The sequence below is a fragment of the Acinetobacter gerneri DSM 14967 = CIP 107464 = MTCC 9824 genome (genome assembly GCF_000368565.1).
In the GTDB taxonomy this organism is placed as follows: Bacteria; Pseudomonadota; Gammaproteobacteria; order Pseudomonadales; family Moraxellaceae; genus Acinetobacter; species Acinetobacter gerneri.
Map to the genome: position 1 here is coordinate 466,320 of NZ_KB849543.1, position 16,518 is coordinate 482,837.

Here is a 16,518-nt window from a genome sequence, read left to right on the forward strand (position 1 = left end):
TAGTGATGTATTTTCAATGAAAACTGAAAATATGATCCATGTTGTAGCCATGTGAATGACGAAAATTAGTTGATACAAGACCAAGCATTGATTTTAGTATCGAGTATAAAGTAAAAATGGTTATTGAGCAGAATTATTGTGTTTCAAATTTTTGATAATTAATAAGTTTCCAATTGATTAATAGGTAGCTTAGCGAGGTTTTAATTTGAAGCTTAGGTTAATAGATAAACAAATTGTGTTTTAAAGCAAGATTATCTTATTTGAATGTCTATTATTTACATGGATAACCCTATGATCTGTTGATATTAGATGGAAAAATGATGATTATTTAAGACTAAGAAATAGATTATTTTCAATTGGATAGTATTTATATTACAACTTCAAAAGTATTTGTTCTAATAAATAGAAGGACGACTAAAATTTAAAGCTCAAGATTGATGAAAAATATTAAACGATTGATGATAAATTTTAATAAGTCAATTTAATTATTTGTTTTTAAAATTAATTATATTGTTTAATCGTGTGGGATAAGCATTAAAATAAATCAGCATACTTGAGTTTTAAAAAATAAATGTTATTTTCCATGAAATAAAAATCGGTTGTTAAAAGATTGTTGTTATAAAAAATCGTTTGATTATAAACCAAAACTTATAGGCTTATTTCTGTGCGATAAATGACTTTGATTATCTCCTGATAAGTTGAATCTCACAAATAAGAAAAAAGCCGAAATATTGATCAACATGTTTAGGACGAGCTTATTTTATATTTTAGTAAATTTTTTATTTAATAGATATATAGGCTGAACCAGACATATATTCTTTAAAATGGAGTCAAAGAATATGTGGGATTTATGCGTTATTTTATTATCCCTCGGGCTGTTAATGTATACAGCCTACCGCGGTATGTCAGTCATATTAATGGCACCGATTTGTGCCTTACTCGCTGTACTTTTAATCAACCCTGCCAATGTTTTACCATTTTATTCAGGCGTGTTTATGCCGAAAATGGTGGGTTTTATTAAAGATTATTTCCTTGTATTTTTACTCGGTGCGATCTTTGGTAAAGTCGTTGAAATGTCAGGTATTGCAGAATCCATTGCCAAAACCATTGTGAAGTTGATTGGCTCTAAAAATGCCATGTTAACGGTGGTCTTGCTTGGTGCGATTTTGACCTATAGTGGGGTAAGTTTGTTTGTGGTTGTATTTGCAGTTTATCCATTTGCAAATCAACTATTTAGACAGGCAAATATCCCGAAGCGTTTGATTCCGGGGACGATTGCGCTCGGTGCATTTTCATTCACTATGGATGCTTTACCGGGTACGCCACAAATTCAAAACGTGATTCCGACCACTTTTTTTGGAACAGATATTTATGCAGCACCGTTTTTAGGGATTATTGGTGCAATTTTTGTTTTGGCGGTCGGTTTAAGTTATCTAGAATGGCGTCGCCGTGTAGCTGCACGTAATGGCGATGGTTTTGCATCAGGTGTGACTTTAACAGCTGCCGAGTTGCAACAATTTGAACAAGAAGATCAGCATCAAAGTAATGGTTCTGGCTTACGTCAATTTATGGCATTTGTACCTTTAATTTTAGTCGCTGTAATGAATAAATATTTGTCTACAGCAATTAAAACGTGGTATCCGAATGGCTTTGATTTCAATGCGATTGGGCTTGCAAATTATACAGTTGATGTTGCGAAAACGTCTGCAATTTGGGCTGTAGGATTGGCTTTGATCGTGGGTATTATTACTGCCATTTTATTTGATTTTCGTCGTGTCTATGGCGGTTTCAAAGATGGTGTAAATGCCAGTATCGGTGGTTCATTACTTGCAGTGATGAATACTGCGTCCGAATATGGTTTCGGAGCAATTATTGCAGCGTTACCGGGTTTTGCTTTGATCAGTCATGCTTTGGGGCATACATTTACCAATCCTCTGGTCAATGGAGCAGTCACGACTACAGTTTTGGCAGGGGTCACAGGATCTGCTTCAGGCGGTATGAGTATTGCGCTCAGTGCTATGGCTGATCAGTACAATGCTGCGATTGTCGCTATGGGAATTCCAGCCGAAGTGATGCACCGTATCGTCGCGATGGCTTCTGGTGGTATGGATACTTTGCCGCACAATGGTGCTGTGATCACTTTACTTGCTGTAACAGGGCTTACACACAAACAATCTTATAAAGATATTTTTGCGATTACAGTCATTAAAACGGTGGCGGTGTTTATAGCAATTGCCGCATTTACATGGTTTGGTATTGTTTAATCACTAAAAAATGATAGAGAAATAAGGAGCAAATAATGAGTCAACTTCTTCAAGATAAAGTTGCATTTATCACAGGTTCAGCAAGTGGTATCGGTTTGGAAATTGCAAAAAAGTTTGTACTAGAAGGTGCAAAAGTTGTGATTTCTGACATGAATGCAGAAAAATGTAATGAAACAGTGTTGGCACTCAAAAGTGAAGGTTTTGAAGCTTTGTCTGCTCCATGTGATGTTTCTGACGAAGATGCTTATGGGGCAGCGATTGAGTTGGCACATCAGACATTTGGTCGTATTGATATTTTGATCAATAATGCTGGTTTTCAGCATGTTGCTAAAATTGAAGAATTTCCAACCAATATTTTTCAAAAATTGATTAATGTCATGTTGGTGGGTTCATTTATTGGTATTAAACATGTCATGCCGATTATGAAAGCACAAAAATTTGGTCGTATTATCAATATGGCTTCGATTAATGGTTTGATCGGTTTTGCAGGCAAAGCTGGTTATAACAGTGCTAAACATGGTGTGATTGGTTTAACTAAAGTTGCTGCTTTAGAATCTGCACGTGATGGCGTGACTGTAAATGCATTATGTCCGGGTTATGTAGACACCCCTTTGGTTCGTGGACAAATTACTGATCTTGCAAAAACTCGAAATGTCAGTGAAACCAGTGCGTTAGAAGATGTAATTTTGGCAATGGTTCCGCAAAAACGCTTACTCAGTGTTGAAGAAATTGCGGATTATGCAATTTTCTTAGCAAGTGATAAAGCAGGTGGAGTTACTGGTCAGGCTGTGGTGATGGATGGCGGTTATACTGCTCAATAGTATGTTGAACGTTATGTCTATTTTCATGCAATTTTTAGATTAAAACTTGCATGATTTAATGCTGTTGAAGCCCCTAAAGCCTTTTATCGAAAAGCTCTAGGGGTTAATTTTTTTTAAGCTTTAGTCGTATCTAACTCTTCAGCATGTAAGAAATGTGTATGATGCGGTGCACGTTTGGTTTTGCTCCATTCTTCAAGCATTTCATGCTTCATTTCTTCCGTAATCATCGCAATTTTTTCTGGTGATTTAGGATCATCATAAGTCAGTTCCAAACGATGACCATTTGGATCAAAGAAATAAATAGAATGAAATATCCCGTGATTGGTCACGCCTAATACTTCAATGCCGTTGTCTTCTAAATGTGCTTTTGCTTCAAGTAATGCATCGCGGTCTTTAACGCGAAGAGCAATATGTTGCACCCATTTAGGCGTATTTTCATCACGTCCCATTTCAGGCTGAGTTGGAAGTTCAAAAAATGCCAAAACGTTTCCATTACCCGCATCTAAAAATAGATGCATGTATGGGTCAAATGCTTTGGTTGAAGGAACATGATCTTCAGCAAATGCCAAAATAAAGTTCATATTCAAGTTCTTTTGATACCATTCAACAGTTTGTTTTGCATCTTTGCAGCGATATGCAACATGATGAATTTGTTCAATTTGTATAGCCATTTTTAAATATCCTTATTTAAATTAAGTTGCGTCAATTTGTGCTTCGGGCGCTGCATTTTTAAATGCATCTAAGCCTGAGCAATGTTGATAAATCGCTGAAATTTTGGGGAATGCTGATAAATCAATATTGAAGCGTTTTGCGTTATAAACTTGTGGAATCAAACAACAATCCGCGAGTGTTGCCTGATCGCCAAAGCAAAATTTGCCATTTGAATCAAGCAATTGTTGCTCTAAGCTTTTAAAGCCAATCTCTACCCAATGCTTATACCAAGCGGTCTTCTCATCTTCACTGATCTGAAGTTCATGCTTTAAATACTTCAACACTCTTAAGTTATTGAGCGGGTGAATATCACAGGCAATGTTTTGACAAAATGCACGAACCTTTGCACGGTCTTGTAAGTTGTTCGGCAATAAGGCATGTTCTGGATATTTTTCTTCTAAATATTCCAAAATACTGAGCGATTGAGCCAAAGCAAAATCATCCTCAACCAAAGCAGGCAATAGCTCGCTTGGGTTGATTTGACGATAAGCCTGACCGTGTTGCTCTCCACCGTTATTTAGCAAATGCACAGGGATGATTTCACAATCTAAATTTTTTAGATTGAGTGCGATCCTTACACGATATGCGGCTGAACTACGGAAATAGCTATATAGTTTCATGTGATAACCTTAATTATTTGAAATTTCATAAGATTAATCAGCGAAATTAAATGCTACAGCAGGTAGGATTTTCCCTGAAACTTCACCAAATCCGATGCGTAATCCGTCTTTTTCACAGTAGCCTTTCATGATGAGAGTATCGCCATCTTGCATAAAGCTGCGTTGCTCGCCATTTGAAAGTTGAAGCGGTTTGGTGGTATTCCAAGTAATTTCCAGCAAAGAACCATAAGAGTCTGGCGTAGGACCAGAAATCGTACCTGAACCCATAAGATCGCCCACTTGTAAATTACATCCAGCAATAGTGTGATGCGTCAGTTGCTGTGCCATAGACCAATACATATATTTGAAATTGGTTTGACTGATAACATCCGCTTGTTGTTGATTTTCTGGTTTTAATTCAACAGAGAGATTGATGTCATAGCTATTATGAGTGTGATCTTCACGTAAATAAGCCAGTGGTTTTGGTTCTTGAATAGGTGAATTTGTTTTAAATGGAGCCAATGCTTCTAAAGTCACAATCCACGGTGAAATAGACGATGCAAAGGTTTTAGCATTGAATGGTCCTAAAGGTACATATTCCCATTGTTGAATATCACGTGCAGACCAGTCATTGAATAAAACCATACCGAAAATGTGATCCCAAGCATCTTCAATCGCAACAGGCTCACCAAGTTGAGTTGATTTCCCAACAATAAATCCTGTTTCTAACTCAAAATCCAATTTGCGACATGCTGAAAATATAGGGCGTTCTTGGTCTGGAACTTTGATTTGACCTGAAGGGCGTACGATATCAGTACCACTAACAACCACTGAGCTCGCACGTCCGTTATAACCAACTGGGAGTTCTGACCAGTTTGCAAGCAGTGCATTTTTAGGATCACGGAACATACAGCCAACATTGGTTGCATGTTCTTTTGATGAGTAAAAATCGGTATAGCCCGGAACATGAACTGGCATGTGCATGGTCACGGCCGATTGTTTATAAAAGGTTTTATTTCTTAATTCTGCATGATCACGAAGTGTCGCTGTGTCTTTTGCCAATAAGTGCTGTAGCTGAGCACGGACTTTTGACCAGTTGGCTTTGCCTGAATCGATGAATTTATTGAGTGTACTTTGATTGAAAAAGTCACGGCCATTTTCGAGTTCTAACAGTCCATTTTCTTCTAAAACAGATAGATCAACGACCCACTCACCCAAAGCGACCCCCACACGACGTGTTCCATTTGGACTTTCACTAAAGACACCAAAAGGTAAGTTTTGAATAGGGAAATCTGAATCCTTTTTCACTTCAATAAATGAGGTTAATTGCATCGTCATTTATGTGTTCCTTGTGTACTGAGCAAGCGTTAAATAGATTTTCGCTTGAGCTTTATGAAGAAATATCCATCAATAAAATGATTACATTTGCATGAGAATTTACGTTTTAATTTAATTAAATATAGATAAATCAATAAATTAAAAAGTTTATTACTCAAATGTCTAACAAGTATTGATTTTTGCTATGAATCCTATCATACTCACTTTCATAAATTACGCAATACATAAATTGATTACGTAATACGTAATTTATGAATTATTTATTCAGTTGTTAAAGGCGCATCGCGATCTGGGAGTGGCATATTTCTTTTGGCAATCGCTTTGAAATCAGCTTGCTTCGAGTAGAATGCTGATCATTCGATCAAGAGTTGAAAACTAAATGTCAGAAGAAAAAGCACAAGGTGGCGTTCAGTCTTTAGAAGTGGGACTTAGTGTTTTAGATGCATTGATTGCGCATAACACGCCCATGATGCTGAAAGAACTTGCTGCAAGTTTGGCAATGCATCCTGCAAAAGTTCATCGTTATGTGGTGAGCCTCGTTCGGATGAATTATGCCAAACAGTTGGATGATGGGCGTTATGCGCTTGGTGATCAGGCATGGCGTTTAGGTTTGAGTTTTGTGCAAAGAACAAATTCGATCCAAGCAGCACAGCCGATGATTTATGATTTGCATCGCAAGATTGATTGTGGTTTGCAAATCAGTAAATGGACATCGCAAGGACCATTGATTATTCAATGGATTGAACCAAATCAACCTGTATCGGTGATTACACGTGTTGGTTCAGTGATGCCGTTATTAAACTCGGCAACAGGTCGCGCATTCTCAGCATTTATGCCTGAAAATGTGGTGAAACCTTTGCTTGAGCAAGAATGGCAGCAAAAACAGAATTCTGGAATGGACGTTTATCCGCACGATTGGGATGAATTCCAAGTTTTAAAACAGGATATCTTGCAGCACGGTTTAGCAACAGTGTCTGGAGATATGTTGGCAGGTGTGAATGCCATCTGTGCACCGATTTTCAATATTCATGGTGAAGTTGAATTTTGTATCGCGGCGCTCGGTGGTCAGACACATTTACCGATTGATTATCAACATGAACGTGTTTTGGCATTGCAAGGAACGGCAATGGCGATCACAAAATACCTGACTCAGGCTTAGCGAAAGTATTGTGTAGTGTGCTGATCCAGCATGACTAAAGTTTGCAGAGTATTGAGGGGGGAGTTCGATAATCCTGTAAACACATTTATAGTACTAGGGAAAGCACTATGGCTAAGTCATCCAAGTTTTTTTATGGTTGGTGGATTGTTTTCGCACTGATGATCGTGTCGGGAACAGCACTTGCTTTGGTGATCAGTACATTCAATATTTATCTCAATCCATTCACTCATGCGGTTGGGATCAGTGCTACTCAGTTCGCACTTTGTTCTACAATTATCAATATTACCGTCATGCTTTTTTCGCCTAAAGTCGGAAAAATCATGCAATCTCATACCAAAAAAACATTACTGGTGTTTTTAACAGGCTTCTGTTTGAGTTATGCCGCATTCGCTTTTGCGCATAATTTACTGTCTTTATATATCGTTGCAGCACTCTTTGGTTTTTTCTCGACAGGGATGACTTTTATTCCTCCAAATATCTTGGTCAATCGTTGGTTTGTTGAGAAAAAAGGCTTGGCAATGAGTATTTCATTATCAGGAAGTGCATTTTTTGGTATGGCACTCAGCCCTTATATTACCTATTGTATTCAAAAGATAAATTATCAATTTGCCTATCAAAGTATTGCTGCAATGATGTTTGTCGGTGGTGTGCTATTGATTATGTTTTTAATCAAGGAATCGCCTGAACAGTTGGGCTTAAAAGCATTAGGTGAAGGGCAGACACAAACGCCTGCTTCACAGCAAAATGCTTTGAAACTTGTTCATTTAGATCCAAAGACTTTAAAAAGAAAACCATTTTTTTGGTCAATGCTGGCTGCCCAATTTTTAGTGGGCGCGGTTGGCGGTGGTATCGTGTTGCAGTTGCCAGTTTATTTACAAAACACATTCGGTATGCAGCAAGCCGCTCAGTTTTTGGTGATCACGCTTGGTGTCATGATCTTTGCAAAAGTCTTTTTGGGATGGCTTTTCGATAAAGTCGGGCTACTGAAAACTACGACATTTATCGCGCTATGTATCTTGATGACCTGTATTCCCTTTATGTTCGTGACTTCATCACAAATGTATATTTTAGGTTTGGTTGGTGTGCTGTTTTGGGGTGTCGGAAATTGTATTGGTACCGTTGCACCTGCCGTGATCGCATCTAAAACCTATGGTGGCGAACATTATGGTGAGGTTTATGGTATTTGTTTGCGTTTTCAGACGCTCGGTATCGCAGCGGGTGTACCCGCGATTTCTATGATTGCTACTGCAACAGGCTCATTTACGATGGTCTGGATCATTTCTTCTATATTGACTGTTTTACTTTTGGCTTTTTATCTTTTGGGGTTAAAGGGTAGCCAACAATTTCGTACACGGGGTACGAGCACTTATTCATCGTCTACAGAATTGCCATTTGAAAATGTTATGGCAATTGATCAAAAAATTTAAGTTTAGTACGGATACGACAAGGAGTTCGATATGCATTTTCCAGCCACAGAGCCAAGAAAATCACTTTATTATTCATATAATGTTTATCCTTATTTTCATAGCAATCAAGACGTCGTCACAGATGAAAAAACAGTGACAGTCGTTGGGGCTGGTCCGATTGGGATGACCACGGCACTTGAGCTTGCAAAATATGGCGTTAAAGTCATTTTAATGTCAGCAGAACGTCAGCTTTCAGAAGGTAGCCGCGCATTGGTTTATACCAAGCGTTCGATGGAAATCTTACAGTTTGCAGGTGCGGCTGAGTCGATTATGACTAAAGCTTTGCCGTGGACACATGGTAATTCGATTTACAAAGCAAAAACTGTATTTCGTATGGCTTCACCGACCAATGAACATGATCAGTTCGCACCTTTAAATAATCTACAGCAAAATTTCTTGGAAGATTTTTTGTATAAACAAATCGAAAAAAATCCAAATATTGAAATGCGTTGGGGCAATAAAGTTGTTGCGACTGAGCAAAATGGTGAAGTCGTGACCCTTCAGGTACATACACCTGAGGGTGAATATACCCATAAAACACATTGGTTAGTTGCAGCAGATGGCGGGCGTTCTCCAATTCGTGAAGGCATGAAACTTTGGATGGAAGGCGCAAGCTATGAAGGGCGATTTGTTATTGCGGATATTCGCATCAAGCTCGATTATCCAACAGAGCGTTTAGCGTATTTTTCGCCAGACTGGAATCCCGGCAACACGATTTTAATGCATCGTGAACCTGATAGTATTTGGCGTTTTGATTATCAACTCGATCCAAGTATTGCACCAGAAGAAGCGCTTAAGACTGAAAATCTCACTCAAGCCGTCAATGATCAATTGAAAATGATTGGTATGGATCACCTTGAATGGGAAATGGATTGGAGCACAGTCTATTCGGCACGTGCATTGACTTTGGACAATTATGTTTATAACCGCATCATGTTTGTCGGTGATGCAGCGCATTTATTGCCGATTTTTGGTGTACGTGGCGCAAATACGGGCTTCCAAGATGCACATGATTTGTCATGGAAATTGGCAGGGGTAATCCAAGCTTGGGCACCTGAAAAATTGTTGGAAAGTTATACTTTTGATCGTGTGGGTGCGGCGCGTGAAATTATTGCCGAAGCAGGAAAATCAACCCGCTTTATGGCACCACCAACCGAAGGTTTCCGCTTACTCCGCAATGCTGTTTTATCATTGTCATTAGAGCACGAGTTTGTCCGTCCACTCTATCATTGGCGTACTTCACGTCCACATGCATATACTCATTCACCGCTCAATAGCCAAAATGATGACAATGCTTCAATGAATGAAATCACTGAAAATGGTGCATTGATTCCAAACTTTAAGTCAGAAAATGGCGAGTTTTTATATGATGTCATTGCTGGAAAATTCAGTATCGTGACATTTACCGAGCAAACTCAAATCGATGAAAAGCTTTGTCATGAAGTGTCGTTGCTAAAATCTCGCCATATTCCAATTCAAATCGTAGCTTTTGCGCTTAATGGTCAAAATGTTGTGGGAGCAGACCAAACATTCCAGATCACTCAGCTTGAAGCTGAACAGCGCTATTTTGCTGAAAATGGCACGATTTATTTGATAAGACCTGATCATCATATCAATGGGCGTTGGATACAGTATTCAGAAAATGCAATTCTTGCGACATTTGAACAATTTATTTCTTCAGCACAAGGAGTAGTGGCATGAGCTCAATTAGCATTCCAGAATTAGAAAAAGTTTATGATCATTTGGCAGAAACGATTGATGCAATTCCAGTTGAAAAACGTGAGCTTTTTTTAGTGAAACTTGCTCTATTAAGTGCAAATCAAATTCAAGATGGACAAGTTTTCTCACAATTGATTAATCAAGCTAAAGTATTTGAAAATTGATACCTGATCAAATTTTCAAATAGCATGTGAAATAACAGGCTTCACAAAAGGATGCAAAATGCATCCTTTTGTTATTTTTCAGCAGAGTCTAGCACTTGATCTGTTGTTTTTTGTGACGTTTGATTGCTTTGCATTATTTTGTCGCATTTTTTGATTATAAGTAAATGGCGATGAATGAATCGTGATATGAAAATTTTTATTGATTATTTGTAAGATAGTCTTAATAAAAAATGAAATAACGATGAGGAAAAAAGATGAATAACCGAGTAAACAAGAAGTATTTTGCTATATTTTCACTTTTAATGTTGAGCCCTATGGCTTGGTCTGCAACCTGTAACAAAGCAATGAATAACACCATGATTAATGGTGATCTTAACGTACCTGCTGTTGCAACTTGTATCATAAATAATACAGTGGTCAATGGTGATGTAATTGCGCAGAAAAATTCAACTTTGGTCGTCGATAAAGCGACAGTACATGGCGATATCAATGCTGAAGGTGCAAAAGTTGTCAAAATTTTATCATCTGCGATACAAGGCGATGTGAAGACCAGTCATATTTCTGCGGCATTTGTGATAGATAAATCAGCGATCAATGGTGACCTCAGTTGTCTTGGTAATGCACGTCTATCTGGGGGCAATAATGCGATTTCAGGTTCTAAAAGTGCACAATGTAAATAATCATCAAAAAGTCATTTAAAACAAAGCCCTCGATCTGAGGGCTTTAGTTTGGTTTTTAATTTGAGAAGTTTATGCTGGCATTAAACCTCTGAATTGGATTGGGTCGGGAAAGTTTCCACTTTTTCATGCGAAGCAATATGTGGATTTTCCAGTGGCAGATCATGCTCTAGTTTCATATCAAATATATCTGTCAGCATACTGTCATAACGATAAGCATTGTATTCAAGTAATTGATCTGCTTCAGATTGTGAAATAAATCCTGTTGCTAGCGCATCTTCAATATGCTCTTCAAATATTAGACCTTTAAATTGACCATGCGATTCTGCTTTCTTAAATTTATTCCACAATTCTTCTATTTCTAACAACATTTTAAATGCATGTTCCATACGTCCAGTCACATCATTTGGATTGGCATTGTAAAAAACGTGTTGTTTGAGCTGAGATCTAAAAGCATTTTCCTGCATGATCAGTTCTGCCGCCTGACGTTTAAGATCATCACTGGCTTTACGTACTGGTCGACCAAAAGGGAAACAGATAAAACGGACCAAGCTCGAAGCAATTGGCATTGGGAAATTATCATACAAGCCCATAAACGCTTCTTGAGATTTATACAATGCATCTTCTAAAGCCAATTGGGCGTGTATCTGTTCTTGTTCGGTTTTTTGACCATGTTCATAGTATTTCAAAATTGCACAAGCAATAAACATATAGGCATGCATATCAGAAAGTCGTCCTGAGAGCATTTCTTTACGTTTGATGTCGCCTGCAAGCAGTCCTAAACACATGTCAGCGGTCAAGGCAAAATTGGCACTGAGACGATTGATCATTTTATAATAAGGTCGGCTAAAGTTATCGGCATGTGCGGGCACTAAGCTTGAACCTCCTGTAAATCCATATAACCAAGAACGTGCAGTGCGATTGAAGGTATAGCCTAGATGCTGATAAAGCATCGTGTTAAATGTTTTCAGTGCAGTATCTTTATCTTCGGCTTGTAAAAGTTGCAACTCTTCAAAAAGATAAGGGTGGCAACGCATCGAACCTTGCCCGAAAATCATCAAAGATCGACTTAAAATATTTGCTCCTTCAACGGTAATGGAAACAGGAATCGCTTGATACATCAAAGCTAAAAAGTTTCGAGGACCTTGTTGAATGGCACGTCCACCGACGATATCCATGCCATGGTTGACCAATTTGCGCATAGTTTCTGTGGCATAGTATTTTGCCATTGCCGTCATTACTGCAGGCTTACCACCTTGATTTAAGCCACAGGTGACGAGATAACGGAAAGCTTCCAGCATATAGGTTTCACTGGCAATTTCACTGGCAACTTCTTGTACACCTTCAAATTTTCCGACTGAAATTTTAAATTGTTGGCGAACTTTGGCAAATGCACCGACAGTCAGATAAGTCATTTCACCCGCAGCAGTCGAAAGCGCAGGTAAGGAGATACCACGACCGACACCCAGACATTCCATAAGCATACGCCAGCCTTTGCCTGCATTTTTCGGACCGCCAATAATCCAGTCAATCGGTATAAAGACATCTTTGCCCTCAACCGTACCATTCATAAATGGTGAGCCAGGATTGTGTCGTGGACCGACTTCCACACCAGGATGTGAAGCAGGAATGAGCGCACAAGTGATGCCATATTCTTTTTTATTTGCATCACCTAACAATCCGTCAGGATCATAGAGTTTAAAGGCCAAACCAACCACTGTTGCAATCGGAGCAAGGGTAATCCAGCGTTTAGAAAAATTCATTTTCAAACCGATGACATTTTCACCCTCAAAGTCGCCATAACAGACCACCCCTGTATCTGGAATAGATCCTGCATCTGAACCCGCTTCTGGACTGGTCAAACCGAAACAGGGCAGTTCAATCCCTTTGGCAAGTCCGGGTAGATAACGATCTTTTTGTTGATCAGTACCATAATTTAATAATAGTTCTCCCGGCCCAAGTGAGTTCGGCACCATACAGCTCACTGCCGCAGTCAATGAGCGAGAAGCGATCTTACTCATGACACGGCTTTGGGCGAAGTGACTAAATTCGCGTCCGCCATAGGACTTGGGAATAATCAAACCTAAAAAACCATGATCTTTGATAAATTGCCAAGCTTCAGGAGGCAGATCTTTACGTTGATGAATATCCCATTCATCTAACATTTCACAGAGTTGTTCAACCTCATTGTCTAAAAATGACTGCTCTTCGGTGCTGAGTGTTGGATAAGGATAAGCGTCGAATTGTTGCCAATCAGGCGCACCCATAAAGAGTTCTTTTTCCCACCAACTTGTACCTGCATCTAAGGCTTCACGTTCAGTGGTACTCATGCTTGGCATGGCATTTGCCAAAGTTTTATAGGCAGGTTTGGTGATGATATTCATCCTGAGCGGATCAATCATAATGATCAAACTTAGGATGATAATAGGAAGTCCAAGCAATAATGACCAGGGTGAAATCAAACTGCACAGTACTGCGATGACGATCAGACTGATTGCACCGATATTGCGATGCAGTGCAAAAAAGAATACAGCCCAAAGCGCAATGATTTGGATAATAATGGCAAGAATGAATAACATAAGACAGCCTCCATTTTTAATTAAATTTCTATGGAAATGCTTCTAATGCAAAATCAATATTTAACCACATAAAGATTTAGAGCATTTTTTAGGAAGTAAATTTTTGATCTATAACGTGAGTATTCAAATGATATTTACTTAAAATTAAGTCGTGAGTATTGATTCTATTTTTAACGAATAAATGAGCAAATGGTCAATTCCTATACTATTTTGTTTTGTCACATTAGGTAAAGTTAAAGACTGCTTGATTTGCAGATATAAAAAAACCCTCAATAATTGAGGGTTTTTATCGTTCAGAACACGTTTAAGTGAATTGGCTTTTAAGCTTCGATGGTCTGAACAGCAATTTTTTTAGCTGGGTCAGCTTTACGACGTACTTCTGGTACTGGCTCACCATGATATTGACGATCAGCAAAGTAGCTCGAACGAACCATAGGTGCAGACCAAATATTTCTAAAACCGAGTTTACGACCGTGTACAGCATAACGCTCGAACTCTTCAGGAGAAACAAAGCGGTCAATCGGTGCGTGTTGTTTTGATGGTTGTAAATATTGACCAATCGTTACGTAATCAACACCGTGCGCTTTTAAATCATCCAATAACGAAATGACTTCTTCTTCTGTTTCACCAATACCCACCATCAAACCACATTTGGTTGGGATGTCAGGGCAGTATTCTTTAAACATTTTTAAAAGATCTAAAGAATGTTGATAATCAGAACCCGGACGCATTGCTTTATATAAACGTGGCACAGTTTCGATATTGTGGTTAAACACATCTGGTGGACATTCAGTCATGATGCGTAGGGCAATATCCATACGACCACGGAAGTCAGGCACCAAAATTTCAAGTAAAGTATTTGGACTTAAGCTGCGTGCTTCTTTAATACAGTCCACAAAATGCTGAGCACCGCCGTCACGTAGATCATCACGGTCTACAGAGGTAATCACAGCATATTTGAGTTTTAAATTAGAAATCGTTTCCGCCATATGGCGTGGTTCATCTGGGTCAAGCGCATTTGGACGACCATGCGCTACATCACAAAATGGGCAACGACGGGTACAAATATCACCCATGATCATAAAGGTTGCAGTACCACCACCAAAACATTCTGGTAGGTTAGGACACGCTGCTTCTTCGCAAACGGTATGTAATTTTTGTGCACGTAAAGTCGTTTTAATTCTTTGAACTTCTTCAGGTGCTGTCATTTTTACACGAATCCAATCGGGCTTTCGTGGTACTTCAACCGTAGGAACAACTTTTACAGGAATACGAGCGACTTTTTCGGCACCGCGGAGTTTTACACCCTGTTCAGGTTTACGGTTATCTGACATATATAACTTTCCACTGTTGTAAGGAGGGGAGTCAAAAATTGAGCATTTCAAAATTCGATTGAAACATTATAACGGAATTGAAATATGATGTGGCAAAATCATTATTCATTTACTAAATGTCGTTATCACGCAATATATGCTAGGTAAATACAGCAAAAGGACAAAGATTAGGTCATAATATGCGATAAGATAGAAAACAGAAATTAGACGAAGGAGCTTTGAATGCCACGTAAGAAAGAAGTCGTGAGTGGGAATTTCGTTAAATACGACGCAGTAGTGCTCGGTTCGGGACCTGCTGGCGAAGGCGCGGCAATGAAGCTTGCTAAATCTGGTAAGCGTGTTGCAATTGTAGATGTACGTGAACAGCTCGGTGGTAACTGTACGCATGTAGGTACAATTCCAAGTAAAGCATTACGTCAAACTGTTTCGAGTATTATCCGTTATCAACGTGACCCAATGTTTAAAAAAGTGGGTGACTGGAAACAATTTACCATGAAGCAAGTGCTTCGTAATGCGCATAAAGTGATCCAACAACAAGTAGATACACACTCGCGTTTTTATGATCGTAATAGCATCGATGTTTTTCATGGCCGTGCTTATATTCAAGATAAAAATACCGTATTGATTTTTAGCCCTGATGGTATTCGTGAAACGATCGTATTCCAGCAATTGGTGATCGCGACAGGTAGCCGTCCATACCATCCACAAGGCTTAGATTTCAATCATCCACGTGTATTTGATTCAGACAAAATTTTGGATCTAGATTACAGCATTCATAAAATCATCATTTATGGTGCAGGTGTAATTGGATGTGAATACGCATCTATTTTCATCGGTTTGGATCATAAAGTTGACTTGATCAATACCCAACAAAAATTGTTGAGCTATCTTGATGATGAAATTGCCGATGCACTTTCATATCACTTACGTGAACAAGGTGTATTGATTCGTCATAACGAGCAAATTGATCATTTAGAAACATTTGATGACCACGTTGTGCTTTATTTACAAAGTGGCAAAAAAATCAAAGCTGATGCGATTTTGTGGTGTAACGGGCGTTCAGGTAATACAGACGGTTTAGGTCTGGAAAATGTTGGTATTACGCCAAATAGCCGTGGTCAGCTTGCTGTAAACGATAAATATCAAACAGAAGTGGATAATATTTTTGCTGCTGGTGATGTAATTGGTTGGCCTTCACTTGCTTCTGCTGCGTATGACCAAGGTCGTTGCGCTGGTGCAAATATGAGTGGCGAATTGGATGTTAAACCTGTCGTGGATATTCCAACAGGGATTTATACCATTCCAGAAATTTCATCTATCGGTAAAAATGAACAACAATTGACTGAAGAAAAGATTCCTTATGAAGTCGGTCAGGCATCTTTCCGTCATTTGGCTCGTGCACAAATTACTGGTGACACAGTGGGTGAATTGAAAATCTTATTCCACCGTGAAACTTTAGAAGTTTTGGGTGTACATTGTTTTGGTAATAACGCTGCCGAAATTATCCACATTGGTCAAGCTGTGATGAATAGTCCAAACAATACGATTAAATACTTCGTGGAAACAACATTTAACTATCCAACGATGGCGGAAGCTTATCGTGTTGCGACATTAAATGGTATGAATCGTTTATTCTAATCCTCGAATGAGAACATTCACTGAAAATGAGAACGTTCTTGGAAATGAG

General features: G+C 38.8%; 13 protein-coding genes. 8 read left to right on the forward strand and 5 right to left on the reverse strand.

Annotated features, from left to right (window positions below):
- Positions 1–839 precede the first annotated feature (839 nt).
- Together F960_RS10425 and F960_RS10430 are read left to right on the forward strand one after the other, a co-directional pair.
- The gene (locus F960_RS10425) at positions 840–2,264 is read left to right on the forward strand and encodes a GntP family permease (protein WP_004863747.1); all 1,425 of its coding nucleotides are present in this window, start codon (positions 840–842) and stop codon (positions 2,262–2,264) included.
- Positions 2,265–2,299: 35 nt separating this feature from the next.
- Entirely contained in the window at positions 2,300–3,085 is a 786-nt protein-coding gene (locus tag F960_RS10430) for a 3-hydroxybutyrate dehydrogenase (RefSeq protein WP_004863750.1), read from the forward strand.
- Between the two features lie 113 nt (positions 3,086–3,198).
- On the opposite strand, the gene F960_RS10435 is transcribed toward F960_RS10430, so the two are convergent.
- Genes F960_RS10435 through fahA form a run of 3 tightly spaced genes read right to left on the reverse strand, consistent with a single transcriptional unit; the run spans position 3,199 to position 5,733 of the window.
- Entirely contained in the window at positions 3,199–3,756 is a 558-nt protein-coding gene (locus F960_RS10435) for a VOC family protein (protein WP_004863754.1), read from the reverse strand.
- A 21-nt stretch (positions 3,757–3,777) separates the two neighbouring features.
- Entirely contained in the window at positions 3,778–4,416 is a 639-nt protein-coding gene (maiA, locus tag F960_RS10440) for a maleylacetoacetate isomerase (protein ID WP_004863755.1), read from the reverse strand.
- 33 nt (positions 4,417–4,449) lie between these two features.
- Positions 4,450–5,733, reverse strand: coding sequence for a fumarylacetoacetase (gene fahA / locus F960_RS10445; protein WP_004863759.1), 1,284 nt, complete (start codon positions 5,731–5,733; stop codon positions 4,450–4,452).
- Between the two features lie 379 nt (positions 5,734–6,112).
- On the opposite strand from fahA, the gene F960_RS10450 reads away from it, so the two are divergent.
- From F960_RS10450 to F960_RS10470, 5 genes are all read left to right on the forward strand, one after another.
- Positions 6,113–6,892, forward strand: coding sequence for an IclR family transcriptional regulator (locus tag F960_RS10450; protein WP_004863762.1), 780 nt, complete (start codon positions 6,113–6,115; stop codon positions 6,890–6,892).
- 107 nt (positions 6,893–6,999) lie between these two features.
- The gene (locus F960_RS10455) at positions 7,000–8,319 is read left to right on the forward strand and encodes an MFS transporter (protein ID WP_004863766.1); all 1,320 of its coding nucleotides are present in this window, start codon (positions 7,000–7,002) and stop codon (positions 8,317–8,319) included.
- Between the two features lie 30 nt (positions 8,320–8,349).
- Entirely contained in the window at positions 8,350–10,059 is a 1,710-nt protein-coding gene (locus tag F960_RS10460) for an FAD-dependent monooxygenase (protein ID WP_004863769.1), read from the forward strand.
- Complete coding sequence (locus F960_RS10465; protein WP_004863773.1) at positions 10,056–10,241, forward strand: hypothetical protein; 186 nt, start codon at positions 10,056–10,058, stop codon at positions 10,239–10,241. The genes F960_RS10460 and F960_RS10465 overlap by 4 nt, the downstream gene beginning before the upstream one ends.
- A gap of 254 nt (positions 10,242–10,495) precedes the next feature.
- Positions 10,496–10,921 (forward strand): hypothetical protein, encoded by a 426-nt coding sequence (locus tag F960_RS10470; protein WP_004863776.1) that lies wholly within the window; start codon positions 10,496–10,498, stop codon positions 10,919–10,921.
- An 80-nt stretch (positions 10,922–11,001) separates the two neighbouring features.
- Here F960_RS10470 and F960_RS10475 read toward each other — a convergent pair whose 3' ends face one another.
- Positions 11,002–13,497: an acyl-CoA dehydrogenase gene (locus F960_RS10475; protein WP_004863778.1), complete on the reverse strand. Its 2,496-nt coding sequence runs from the start codon at positions 13,495–13,497 to the stop codon at positions 11,002–11,004.
- Positions 13,498–13,817: 320 nt separating this feature from the next.
- The gene (lipA, locus tag F960_RS10480) at positions 13,818–14,831 is read right to left on the reverse strand and encodes a lipoyl synthase (protein WP_004863780.1); all 1,014 of its coding nucleotides are present in this window, start codon (positions 14,829–14,831) and stop codon (positions 13,818–13,820) included.
- A 222-nt stretch (positions 14,832–15,053) separates the two neighbouring features.
- On the opposite strand from lipA, the gene sthA reads away from it, so the two are divergent.
- Positions 15,054–16,469, forward strand: a complete 1,416-nt coding sequence (sthA, locus tag F960_RS10485) for a Si-specific NAD(P)(+) transhydrogenase (protein WP_004863784.1) — start codon at positions 15,054–15,056, stop codon at positions 16,467–16,469.
- Positions 16,470–16,518 lie beyond the last annotated feature (49 nt).